Genomic DNA, 12081 nt, shown 5'->3' with positions numbered 1-12081 from the left:
TTTACGCCTTCTCCTTTTGTCCGTCAGCGAAACGCTCATCAGCCTGTGATAACAAACTGGTATGACTGACATTTTCATCATCTAAAGCACGTTTTGCCAAATGATACGCCGACACAAGCCCTGCTAACAACAAAAACCCTGCAATCTCAACCAACAACAAATATTCGGTAAATAATTTTTTACCAATCATTTTTGCTGAAACGGTTTGTGTACCAATCAGCGCCGAGCCTGTGGCAGATTCATTCATGCCAATCATACTCACAACAACCAAGCCAATCACCAAAGCCAATCCAGTTGGTACAGCCCATGCACTTGATGTTAGCCAACTGTCTTCTAACTCATTTTGCGTACCTAAATTTAACATCATCACCACAAAGACAAACAACACCATGATTGCCCCTGCATATACAATAATTTCTAACGCCCCTGCAAAGGGTGCTCCTAAGGCAAAAAACACCCCTGAGATTGCCAACAATGACACAATCATATTTAACAAGGCATGAACAGGATTACTCTGCATAATCACTCGCAAACTTGCGATAATAGCAATCAAACCCAACAAATAAAAACCAATGGTCGCTCCAATCATGGCAATAAACTCCGTAAATCAATCGGCTCGGCTTCATTTTGAGCCGAACCTTTGGGCTTATCTTTAATCGCCATACCTGTTACCCGATAATAATTATAATCATGGTATTTGCCAGGCCCTGAAATGAGCAAATGTTCTTTTTCATACACCAAGTTTTGGCGATTGTACTCACCCAACTCAAAATCAGGTGTTAATTGAATTGCCGTTGTCGGACACGCTTCCTCGCACATACCACAAAAAATACAGCGTGAAAAATTAATACGGAAAAACTCAGGATACCAACGACCGTCCTCACGTTCTGCCTTTTGCAAACTAATACAACCTACAGGACACGCCACCGCACAAAGATTACACGCCACACAACGCTCATCACCGTCTGGGTCTCGTGTCAAAACAATACGACCACGAAAACGTGGCGGAACTGGCACAGGTTGCTCTGGGTACAAAATCGTATCACGCTTACGAGTAGCATGACTTGCCACCATAACAAGCGTCCGCATGACCGAGCCAAAACCTGTAATCGTATTTTTAACCATATCTAAATACATCATATTCCCCTACATCACCCCACCATTGGAACGCCACAAAATATAGCCTGCCGTCCCCACCAAGTTTAACAAGGTAATTGGCAAACAAATTTTCCAACCAAAATTCATCACTTGGTCATAACGTGGACGCATCAACGCCCCACGAGCCAAAATAAACATGGTCATAAAAAACAACGTTTTTACCATAAACCAAATGAGTGGCGGAATCCATGTAAAAATCGCAATATCAGCAATCGGGTGCCAACCACCAAAAAACAAAATCGTAATCAGTGATGAAACAAGCACAATATTAACATACTCACCCACAAAGAACATACCAAACTTCATACCAGAATATTCAACGTGATAACCTTCGGCAAGCTCTTGTTCTGCTTCTGGTTGGTCAAATGGAAAACGGTGCGTTACCGCTACCCCTGCTACCATAAAGGTTAAAAAGCCAAAAATCTGCCCAAAAACGTTCCATTCCCAAAAACCACCCGCTTGCGATGCCACAATATCACGCAAATTAAACGACCCTGCTAAAGCAACCACACCCATAAGCGACAAGCCTAAAAACACTTCATAACTAATGGTCTGAGCTGCTGAACGCAAACCACCCAATAATGAATATTTGTTCGCAGAAGCCCAACCGCCAAACATCACCGCATATACCGCCAAGCCTGCCATTGCAAGGAAAAACAAAATACCAATGCTCCAATCTGCCCCACCCAAAGACGGCGAAACAGGTACAATGATATAACCTGCCAAAGCGGTAAACAACGCAATCGCAGGGGCAAGGATAAACATGAACTTATCCGCAAATTTGGGTGTCCAATCTTCTTTAAAAAAGATTTTAAGCATATCAGCTGCCACTTGTAGCGAGCCTTGCCAACCCACACGGTTCGGGCCGTAACGGTCTTGCCACAACGCCAACATTCTACGTTCATATGGAATCATCAAGGCAGCAAAAATCACCACCGACAAAAAGATAACCAGCGATTGCCCCACTAAAAAAATAACATTCCACCACTCAGGCGTGATGACATTGGCTAACCAACTGGGTAAATTTGGCAATTCTCTTAACGTATGCTCCATTTACACGTTCTCCACTTTTACTTGATTGGTTAAGCCCGCTTTAATAAAGCTCACCGAAACATGATTTTTAGTTAATTCTGCGGTTAAACTTGGCACTTGTCCCACAGGATAGCCGATACAGCCGTCTGCCAAATAATCCACCAATTTTACAGGTAGGGTAACCGCTGTATTATTGACCTTAACCGTGAGTTTATCACCGCTTTGTAATTGCCAAAGTTTTGCATCATCATTGGCAACCGTAAACATCGGTTCAATTAACTGTGATGCGACAACGTAGCTACGAGAGGTTAAATTATCACTGGCAAAAATATTATAAATCGGTACTAACTGGCTAATGGGTTCAACCTCATCAAAATCTGGAGCGACATATTCACGTTTTGGCAAACGGTTGATTCTATCAAACAAACGCACGCCACTATCGCCATTTTTCAGATGTCCACCAACTTTATCTTGGTATTTGTTCCACGCTTGGGGCGAGTTCCACCCTGCCGACCACGCAAACGGTATCATTGATGACGGCGTTTCTACACCGACATAGCCTTCCTGTGAAAAGGTTAAACTGGTATCAACATCTTTGGGTTGCTCTGGCTCATGCACCGAGATATTAGCACGCATGGCAGTACGACCTGAATAACGGCGTGGTTCACGAGCGATTTTTAAGCCTGTAATACGATAATCCGCCGTTGGTGATGCGTCTTTAATCCCTTGCAATACTGGATTAATGTTGGCAACCGCATTTACCACATCATCAAGCTGTGTCCAATCAATCGCACGTCCGTTTATTTCACATTCTACAGCGTGTAACCAACGCCAACTTTCTTTGACCATATTTTCAGGATTATAATAAACGGGGTCATACACTTGGAAAAAGCGTTGGGCTCTGCCTTCAGCCGACACAAGCGTACCATCAGACTCGGCAAAAGTTGCCACAGGCAACACCACACTCGCTTCGTCATGCCATGAATAATATTCGTGGTCTAGCACAATCACAGTTTTATCTTGGGTTAATTGTCTAAATTGCTCTGCGGTTAAACGGTTATGAACATCGTTTTCCATGACAATTACCGCTTCGGCATTTTCAATGTCAAACACATCATCAAGCGACAAACCACCCAGCAAATTCACCCCAATACTGTTTGATTTTGGCACGGTCAAATAAATATCGGCTTTACCTTGATAACCAACGGTCATATTCATATGTTTTGGTAATTGAACTTCTGACTTCTGCTCAGTATCACTTTCTTGTTTTAACAAGGCTTTTTCTTCGTTAATTTTGGCAATTTCAATATCCACAGCCGTATTATGTGCGTCCACAATGGATTTTTCAAAACTGACCACTTCACCACGTTTTTGTTCTGCTAAATAAGCAATTTGGGCGGCTGCTTCAAGAATGGCGGTACTGCCAAGCGAAGTCCCTGAAATAATCAGCGGACGTTTGGCTTTTAATAAAGTTTGAGCAATATGTTTAGCAAAACTTACCGTATCGCTATTATCGCCAAATTCAATTTGTAAATCTTTTGGCAAATGTTGGCTATCTAGGTTTTGCATTTGGTTAGCAATTTCAAAGCCCAATTTAGCAATTTCATTGGGTGTCGCCACGCAACTGACTTCGGCAATATCGTCCAATTTGGTATCTTTGACATCAATCACAAAAATCGGACTAAATTCTTTTTGACCGATACGATGAACAGGCTCGGCAAGCCACTCTTGCGTACGCAGGGCATGAGCCATTTCACGGGCTTTATTTTTGCTTGCTTGACGAACAGCTAATGCCACTCGTGGACTGGTCTGGGTTAAATCTTCGCCCAAAATCAAAATCGCATCATAACTTTCAATTTCACGCAAGGTCGGATTGTAAACATCTTCGGTGGTTAAAATATCAATACATTTTTGTACCAAATCTTGCTCTTTTTTGCTAACACCAATGCTAAAATTATCGCTCCCAACCAGTTTTTTTAAGGCAAAATTTGCTTCTAAACTGGCAACTGGCGAACCAATGCCAATCACTTTTTTACCTTTTAATTGACTGGCAATACTGTCAATGGCATTATCAATACTTAATGGATTTTTTTTAGCAGTTGGCTGAATGTGGCGGTCGTTCCGATTGACATAGCCATAACCAAAACGCCCACGGTCGCACAAAAAGTAACCATTCACATCACCGTTAAAGCGGTTTTCAATCCGTCTTAATTCACCATAACGCTCGCCTGCCGAAATGTTACAACCTGTAGAACAGCCATGGCAAATGCTTGGGGCATATTGCATATCCCATTTGCGGTTATAGCGGTCGGAGTGGGTTTTGTCGGTAAACACGCCTGTTGGGCAAACTTCGGTCAAGTTGCCTGAAAACTCGCTTTCAAATTGACCGTCTTTGTCTCGCCCAAAATACACACGGTTATTGGACGCATACACCCCCATGTCTTCGCCACCTGCATAATCTTTGTAATAACGCACACAACGATAACAGGCGATACAACGGTTCATCTCATGATTGATAAACGCCCCTAAATCTTGGTTATGGTGGGTACGTTTGGTAAAGCGGTAACGGCGATTTTTATGACCAGACATATAAGTCATATCTTGCAAATGGCAATGCCCGCCTTCTTCACAGGTTGGACAATCGTGTGGGTGATTGGTCATGATATATTCAATCAAACTTTTGCGAAATGCTTTGACTTCGTTATCTGTTACCGAAATATACATATCTTCGGTTGGATTGACCATACACGACATCACAAGTCGCCCACGCCCTGCTTCATAGTCTTCTTTATTATTGTACTGTTTTACCGCACATTGACGGCAAGACCCCACCGAACCTAAGGCAGGGTGATAACAAAAGTAAGGTACATCAATGCCAAGCGACAAACACGCCTGCAATAGGTTGTCTGCACCATCAACTTCAACACTTTTGCCGTCTATATGAATCACTGCCATGCTTTATTCCTTATACTGATGTTTTGCCTGCATCAACAACGTTTAATTCGTCATTGCTGTGGGGAATTTTTGCTTCAAATTCATGTTTAAAATATTTTAACGCACTCATTAGCGGTTCCATAGCACCGGGTGCATGGGCACAAAAGGTTTTGCCAAGCCATAAATTTCTGGTTAATTCTTGCAAAACGCCAATATCTTCAGGTTTTCCCTGCCCTTGCTCAATGGCGTTTAAGGTTTTCACACCCCATGGCAAACCGTCTCGGCAAGGCGTACACCAACCACAGCTTTCACGTTGGAAAAAGTTTTGTAAATTATGCGACAGGCTAACCATATCTTGCGTTTCATCAACGACCATCATCAAACACGTTCCCAAACGGCTACCTGCTTTCATAATCGGGTCAAAATCCATCACCAAATCCAAATGCTCATCACTTGCGGTCAAAAAGTCGGTAGATGCTCCCCCCGGTAACCATGCTTTAAGTGTTAAACCGTCCTGCATACCCCCTGCCAATGCGATTAACTCTCGTGCAGTATAACCAAATGGCAATTCCCAAAGCCCTGCATCTTTGACACGACCAGAACAACCCATAATTTTTGTACCAGGGGTTTCTGATTTGCCTTTTGCCTTTGGTAAATTCAGATACCAATCCACCCCATTTAACATAATGGCAGGCATATTATTCAGCGTTTCTACATTATTCACAACCGTTGGACGCCCCCAAGCCCCTGACACTTGTGGGAATGGTGGTTTTGTGCGTGGGTTGGCTCGTCTGCCTTCTAAACAGTTAATCAAGGCTGTCTCTTCACCACAAATATAACGCCCTGCCCCTGTATGCACGTGAAGTTCAAATTTAAAATCTGTGCCAAGAATATTCTCGCCAAGCAAATGATTGGCAATACATTCATCAATGGCATTTTGCAAACGCTCGGCGGCGATTAAATATTCTCCACGAATAAAAATATAACCTGCACTCGCCCCAATCGCATAAGCGGTAATCAGCATACCTTCAATGAGCTGAAATGGTAAACGCTCCATTAACAGGCGGTCTTTAAAAGTACCTGGTTCCATTTCGTCCGCATTACAAATCAAATAACGAACCCCACCATCAGGCGGTGTCATAAATGTCCATTTTAATCCTGCGTTAAATCCTGCACCGCCACGTCCACGCACATTGGCGGTTTTAATCATTTCGCCCACTTCTTTTGGGGTTTTGCCTAAAGCGATTTTTAACCCTTCAAAACCTTTTAAACTTTCATAGCTTGCCAAATCTAGCACCGCATCATGATGATACAGTCGCCATGTTAAAGGGTGGGTCTCACTTGTTGGCTCTTGACCGTCTGCCAAACCGACTCCCCAAATGGGGGTTTTTTGGCGGTTTAATTGACTAGGAGCAAGTCCGTTTTGGCGTGCTTGAATTTGACTTGCCAAATCTGCTTTATTATTGACATTGTTATAAATCATTGATATTGCTCCAAAAGTTTGGCGACTTCATGGACTTCAACAGGGCCATAAGTATCTTCATCAATCAAAATAGCTGGGGCTTTGTCACAATTTCCCAAACAACAAATTGGCAATAGGGTAAAGCGTCCGTCTGGGGTCGTTTGACCGTATTCTATGCCAAGTTGGGCTTTTAACTCTTTTGCCACCGCTTCAAACCCTGTCAAATAACAAGCAATAGAGTCGCACAGCAAAATCACATGGCGACCCACTGGCGAGCGGTAAATACGGTTAAAAAATGTTGCCACGCCGTCCACGTCCGAGACTGGGATTTGCAACATATTGGCAATGGCTTGTACTTGGGCATCGTCCACCCAGCCGTTACGTTTTTGTACCAGTTTTAACGCATCAAGGACAGCCGCACGAGCTTGTGGATAGTGATGAATATATTCATCAATGCCTGCAATCTCGTCAGCGGTTAAAATCGTCTCAACGGCGACTTTTGGAGTTTTGTCGGTTACTATTTTCATGTTTGTACCATGTTAATTTTGGTAAATTTAATTAACTTAAAAAATAACTGTATTCAGATTTCATCGCTATATTATAGCAAGCCTAATTGCATGTCTTAACATTTATTACGTATATTTTTTTATAACCATCACTCGGTTCAAAAAATGAAAACATATGTTTATAAAAATCAATATTAAGCTTTACATCAATCGGCTCTAAGCTCGTAGGTGTGCCTGATATCGTAAGTTCATTAGCATCATAAGCAGGAAGTTTTCCATATTTTTTTTCAAATTCTGCTGGATTAACTTGAGGTCTACCTAGTCGTCGAGTTAAGTTAAAATTTTTATCTGAGATTGTACCATATGAATAGTCATCATCCGAGACTACCAATCCACCACTAATATAGACTTTAGCACTGTAAAATTGATTTAAGCAAGCATTAGGTAAGGTATCTGGATAAAAAGTAGCTTTAGTGCAACTCGTCAATACAAACATTAAACCGAGCAAAAGAGGAATTTTAACATTCATAGTTATACCTATTTGATAAAAATACAGCTCAACTAATTGCATTGCCTAACATTTATTACGTATATTTTTTTATAACCATCACTCGGCTCAAAAAATGAAAACATATGTTTATATATATCATAATTAATATCCACTTTAATAGGGCTTGTGTTACTTGGAGTTCCCATTAAACTAAGTATATTGTAATCTTCATGAAATAACGGATTATTATAAATATCCACATCCTGCTTTCCATTATTATATATCCTAGGAGACAATTTGAAATTTGCATCCGATATATTGGAGCTAAATGTAGAATCTATAACATGACCATTCAAAATTTCTATTTTTTGGGAATAATACTGACCCAAACAAGCCTCAGGAAGTTTATCGGGTATCACTTTGTCGTCAAAGCAGGCTGTTAAAAATAAACTCAACATCAAAAAGATAAACCGGCACACCATAAGTTATTTCCTAAATACAAAAGATTTATGATGACGCACCTTAAACATCGTATATGTCATTGGCTTGATTGCCATATAATGCTCTCCCCAAGAAAACACTGTCAGACCAATATTTTCATTAGCTTTGGTTTTGTTATGAATTGGTTTACCATTTGTACCATTCAAAGTACTAGACCATACCACCCAATGATTTGGCAAATTCGGACCTTTACCTTGTGGCAGAATATTACTACTAACCAAAGATACAATATAATGGTTGGAGTTAAAATATTCATTCATTTTAATATATTTCAAAATCATCTGGTTTGTCTGAATAAAATGTTTGTGTCCAACCATTTTTATCAGTTATTCCACAATATCTTTTACCAGTAGTAACATTGTTTGCTACATAATCAATGTTAGCATAAGGAATACTATCTTCTGATATAAATTGAACTTGTGCACTGTATTTAGAAACATTTGCAATATTTTGTTGTGTTTGCTCATATTTAGCTAACGTATCATCATCAATCGTTTCTTTAAAAGTCGTTTGTGAATGAACCAATTTTGGTGATGGCCTGCATTTGCACATACACAAATCATCATTTAAAGCAGGCACATAACCATTCACACTGACATTTAATCTCGCTCCGTTAGCAACAATTTCCCCCATCGTATTACAAACTGGACACCATACATGATCGCCAATATAGCTTTTATTTTTGCCATACACTTTAAAACTAAGCGTATTATTTGTTTTCTGGACAACACCACCTACAGTAGTGGTATCATTTTCCAAAATATAATAACGAGTTAAAAGCATACAAATTCCAATAAAAAAATAAGTAAAAATAAACAACTACAAAAACCCAAGTAACAAAACCCTACCTATCCACGTCCGCCATGACCACGTCAATACTTGCCAAATAAATAATCAAATCCGACACCAAAGAGCCATTAATCACGCTTGGCATTTGTTGCAGATGAGCAAAAGTCGGCGTACGGATACGAGTCCGATAACTCATGGTTGAGCGGTCAGACGTGATATAATAATTGGTAATACCTTTCACCGCTTCTACCATAAACGAGCTTTCACCAGCAGGCATGACAGGTCCCCACGATACCGAAATAAAGTGGTTAATCAGCGTTTCAATATCATTTAAGGTGCGATTTTTTGGCGGTGGTACAGCCAATGGGTGGTCAGCTTTGTACGCACCAGAAGGCATATTATTTAAACATTGTTCAATAATTTTTAAAGACTGGCGAATTTCACCAATTTTTACCAAACAACGGTCATAGGCATCGCCGTTATATTCCACAGGTATTTCAAAATCAAAATTTTCATAGCCCAAATATGGACGAGCTTTTCGCAAATCGTATTCCACACCAGTCGCACGCAAGCCAGCCCCAGTGACACCCCATGCCAACGCTTGTTTGGCATCATATTGGGCGACTTGTTGGGTACGCAGTTGTAACACTTTATTTTTCATAGTGGCTTTATAATATTCATCAATTCGTTTTGGCATCCAATCCAAAAACTCACGCACAAGGCGTTGCCAACCATTCGGTAAATCGTGAGCAGTACCACCAATTCTAAACCACGCAGGGTGCATACGATAGCCCGTTACCGCTTCAATCACATCATAGGCTTTTTGACGGTCGGCAAACATATAGAAAACAGGCGTCATGCCGCCAGCATCTTGGATAAACGTACCCCAATACAACAAATTATTGGTAATGCGGAAAAACTCACTCATCATAATGCGAATGGTATTGGCACGGTCAGGCACGGTAATGCCTGCCAATTTTTCCACTGCCATGATATACGGCAACTCATTCATTACCCCACCTAAATAGTCAATGCGGTCGGTATAAGGAATAAAGGAATGCCATGTTTGACGTTCAGCGATTTTTTCTGCACCACGATGATGATAGCCAATATCAGGAATACAATCAACAACTTCTTCACCGTCAAGCTGTAGCACCACACGAAACGCACCATGAGCAGACGGGTGGTTAGGCCCTAGATTTAAGAACATAAAATCTTCATCACGTCCAGAGCGTTTCATGCCCCATTCTTCAGGCACAAAACGCAGATTTTCCTGTTCAAACATTTGTTTGCCTTTATCCAAATAATAAGGCGGAACTTCGGTCGCACGGCTGGCGTATTCCTTACGCAAAGGGTGTCCTTCCCAGTATTTTGGCAACAAAATCCGTGTTAAATGTGGATGTCCGTCAAATTTAATGCCAAACATATCCCACACTTCACGCTCATACCAATTGGCATTTGGGTAAATGCGTGTGGCGGTTGGTACGTTCAAATTTGGCTCTTTTAACGCCACTTTGATACGGATATCGCTGTTACGCTCCAGCGACATCAAATGATAAAACACGGTAAAATCGCTATCAGGCAAACCGTCTCGATGTTGGCGTAGGCGTTCGTCTATTGCTGATAAATCAAGCAACATAACATAAGGCTTTGGCAATTTGCGTAAAAATAGCAAAATTTCCACAAGGTTATTTTTTGCCACCCAAATGGTCGGCACGCCGTCAATGGTTGTTTGAACGGTGTATTGATTAGCAAATTGTTGATTTAGTTCATCAAAAACTTGCGTATCGTGTATGTGATATGTACTCATAATACCAACTTTTTGTTTATGTATACCTATTAATCTACTAGATTTAATTATTCAAATTTAATAGATTAAGTTTGAAGTTTACTGCCAATCTTTTTAAATATAAAACATATATAATTACACATATTGCAATTATTTGGTGGATTGAATTATTTTATCTTCTATCCAATTTCCAGATTCATCCAAAGAAAAATCTATTACATAAGATTGCCCATAAATCAATCTTTTGTTTCTGACATCTAAATTATAATTAACTTCATACCAATTTGTATTCATTGCTGAACCAGGAATTTCTGTTATCTTAACCATACCATTATTTAGTTTAGTATCAATATAAAATGTTGCCGTAGGCTCGTAATAAAAATAATAACAAACATCACCCTTATCGTTTAATAAGTTCACTCTTATAATTGGATTATCAATCATAAGAACCCCCATTATTTAACAATTCTACACCATTATTACTTAATTTTGTCAGGTTTTTTACCAAGCAGGACTTTTTGTTAAAATATTTAGTTTTATGTAACTTAATATTTTCCCCAGCAACAACAAGACTACTCACCAATAAAATTGGGATTGCAAACCAATATTTAATCATAGCTTCTCGCATTCCACAAATTTTTTATTCTTAGGGTTATTATGATACAATTTCCATATTTTACTTCCAATGCTACTTCCACTTAGAGCACTGTTACCAAAATCATATACACCAATTGTAAAGTGCGTATAACGCACCGTTTTAAATACAATTTTTACATTAATAAATTTTAAATTAAAAATAAAATACCCAATCTATTTTTAATTTTGGGTTTTGGAGGTGCGTACTCTTTATTTAAAGGCACGCACCTTATCTTTTTAAATATCTCATTGCAGTCCATAAAAGAAAAAGCCTCTAACGGTAATTTATCAAGAATACAGTTCTTTGCTCCATTGCATTTATTCTGCACTGAATAACATCAAAAGCCCCTTCTCTACCATAAAGACTTTGATTATTAAATTCTGCACATTCATTTTCCATTTTAATAAGCCACGCTCTTTGAGATTTTTTTAAGGCTACTTTTTTGACAATGGGCAATCTTTTAAGAGTTTCTTGATATGCTTGATTAAATTTTCTTTCTTGCTCTTTTTCATCATTCATATAGCATTCCAAAATATCATTCCAAACAACGCTATCTGAATTGCAAGCAAAAGCATTAACACTCAAACCAAGTAATATCACAAAAGCAATTTTATTGATAGCAATCACACTTTAATCCTCTTTCAAAAATACAAAATGAAAAACAACCTAATTGATAAACTATAAATTTTTTGTTAATTTATAATACTGATAATATTTATGTATTTTTGTAAAAAATAAATGATATAAAACCTAAACAGAAATAGAATACATAAATATTAAAAA

The 12081-nt window shown here is 39.4% G+C and carries 11 protein-coding genes; all 11 read right to left on the bottom strand.

Features of this window, described 5'->3' with window-relative positions:
• Position 1: 1 nt before the first annotated feature.
• The 11 genes from nuoJ to A3G3_RS13470 all read right to left on the bottom strand — a co-directional run bounded on the left by nuoJ (position 2) and on the right by A3G3_RS13470 (position 11925).
• Entirely contained in the window at positions 2-589 is a 588-nt protein-coding gene (nuoJ, locus tag A3G3_RS13480) for an NADH-quinone oxidoreductase subunit J (protein ID WP_019520058.1), read from the bottom strand.
• Positions 586-1125 (bottom strand): NADH-quinone oxidoreductase subunit NuoI, encoded by a 540-nt coding sequence (gene nuoI, locus A3G3_RS0108215; protein ID WP_211207561.1) that lies wholly within the window; start codon positions 1123-1125, stop codon positions 586-588. The genes nuoJ and nuoI overlap by 4 nt, the downstream gene beginning before the upstream one ends.
• 21 nt (positions 1126-1146) lie before the next feature.
• Positions 1147-2211: an NADH-quinone oxidoreductase subunit NuoH gene (nuoH, locus tag A3G3_RS0108210; RefSeq protein WP_019520056.1), complete on the bottom strand. Its 1065-nt coding sequence runs from the start codon at positions 2209-2211 to the stop codon at positions 1147-1149.
• Positions 2212-5145: an NADH-quinone oxidoreductase subunit NuoG gene (nuoG, locus tag A3G3_RS0108205; protein ID WP_019520055.1), complete on the bottom strand. Its 2934-nt coding sequence runs from the start codon at positions 5143-5145 to the stop codon at positions 2212-2214.
• A 10-nt stretch (positions 5146-5155) separates the two neighbouring features.
• A complete protein-coding gene (locus A3G3_RS0108200; protein WP_019520054.1) occupies positions 5156-6607 on the bottom strand; it encodes a complex I 51 kDa subunit family protein in 1452 nt (483 codons plus the stop codon).
• Positions 6604-7113, bottom strand: coding sequence for an NADH-quinone oxidoreductase subunit NuoE (gene nuoE, locus A3G3_RS0108195; protein ID WP_019520053.1), 510 nt, complete (start codon positions 7111-7113; stop codon positions 6604-6606). Before nuoE ends, A3G3_RS0108200 begins: the two co-directional genes overlap by 4 nt.
• Positions 7114-7195: 82 nt before the next feature.
• The gene (locus A3G3_RS0108190) at positions 7196-7663 is read right to left on the bottom strand and encodes a hypothetical protein (protein WP_156802135.1); all 468 of its coding nucleotides are present in this window, start codon (positions 7661-7663) and stop codon (positions 7196-7198) included.
• A gap of 681 nt (positions 7664-8344) precedes the next feature.
• A complete protein-coding gene (locus A3G3_RS14525) occupies positions 8345-8866 on the bottom strand; it encodes a PAAR domain-containing protein (RefSeq protein WP_019520049.1) in 522 nt (173 codons plus the stop codon).
• Between the two features lie 61 nt (positions 8867-8927).
• Positions 8928-10682: an NADH-quinone oxidoreductase subunit C/D gene (gene nuoC, locus A3G3_RS0108170; protein WP_019520048.1), complete on the bottom strand. Its 1755-nt coding sequence runs from the start codon at positions 10680-10682 to the stop codon at positions 8928-8930.
• A gap of 129 nt (positions 10683-10811) precedes the next feature.
• The gene (locus A3G3_RS0108165) at positions 10812-11105 is read right to left on the bottom strand and encodes a hypothetical protein (protein ID WP_019520047.1); all 294 of its coding nucleotides are present in this window, start codon (positions 11103-11105) and stop codon (positions 10812-10814) included.
• 466 nt (positions 11106-11571) lie between these two features.
• Entirely contained in the window at positions 11572-11925 is a 354-nt protein-coding gene (locus A3G3_RS13470) for a lysozyme inhibitor LprI family protein (protein WP_019520045.1), read from the bottom strand.
• Between the last annotated feature and the right edge of the window lie 156 nt (positions 11926-12081).

The sequence above is a fragment of the Moraxella boevrei DSM 14165 genome, assembly GCF_000379845.1.
Taxonomy (GTDB): domain Bacteria; phylum Pseudomonadota; class Gammaproteobacteria; order Pseudomonadales; family Moraxellaceae; genus Faucicola; species Faucicola boevrei.
This window is presented reverse-complemented; position numbering and strand designations above follow the sequence as displayed.

Excerpts from the sequence above, each read along its gene's own strand:
- A3G3_RS0108190 (WP_156802135.1), bottom strand. The coding sequence starts at position 7,663 with ATGCAATTAGTTGAGCTGTATTTTTATCAAATAGGTATAACTATGAAT.
- nuoJ (WP_019520058.1), bottom strand. The coding sequence starts at position 589 with ATGATTGGAGCGACCATTGGTTTTTATTTGTTGGGTTTGATTGCTATT.
- A3G3_RS0108200 (WP_019520054.1), bottom strand. The coding sequence starts at position 6,607 with ATGATTTATAACAATGTCAATAATAAAGCAGATTTGGCAAGTCAAATT.
- nuoH (WP_019520056.1), bottom strand. The coding sequence starts at position 2,211 with ATGGAGCATACGTTAAGAGAATTGCCAAATTTACCCAGTTGGTTAGCC.
- nuoI (WP_211207561.1), bottom strand. The coding sequence starts at position 1,125 with ATGGTTAAAAATACGATTACAGGTTTTGGCTCGGTCATGCGGACGCTT.
- nuoG (WP_019520055.1), bottom strand. The coding sequence starts at position 5,145 with ATGGCAGTGATTCATATAGACGGCAAAAGTGTTGAAGTTGATGGTGCA.
- A3G3_RS14525 (WP_019520049.1), bottom strand. The coding sequence starts at position 8,866 with ATGCTTTTAACTCGTTATTATATTTTGGAAAATGATACCACTACTGTA.
- nuoE (WP_019520053.1), bottom strand. The coding sequence starts at position 7,113 with ATGAAAATAGTAACCGACAAAACTCCAAAAGTCGCCGTTGAGACGATT.
- nuoC (WP_019520048.1), bottom strand. The coding sequence starts at position 10,682 with ATGAGTACATATCACATACACGATACGCAAGTTTTTGATGAACTAAAT.
- A3G3_RS0108165 (WP_019520047.1), bottom strand. The coding sequence starts at position 11,105 with ATGATTGATAATCCAATTATAAGAGTGAACTTATTAAACGATAAGGGT.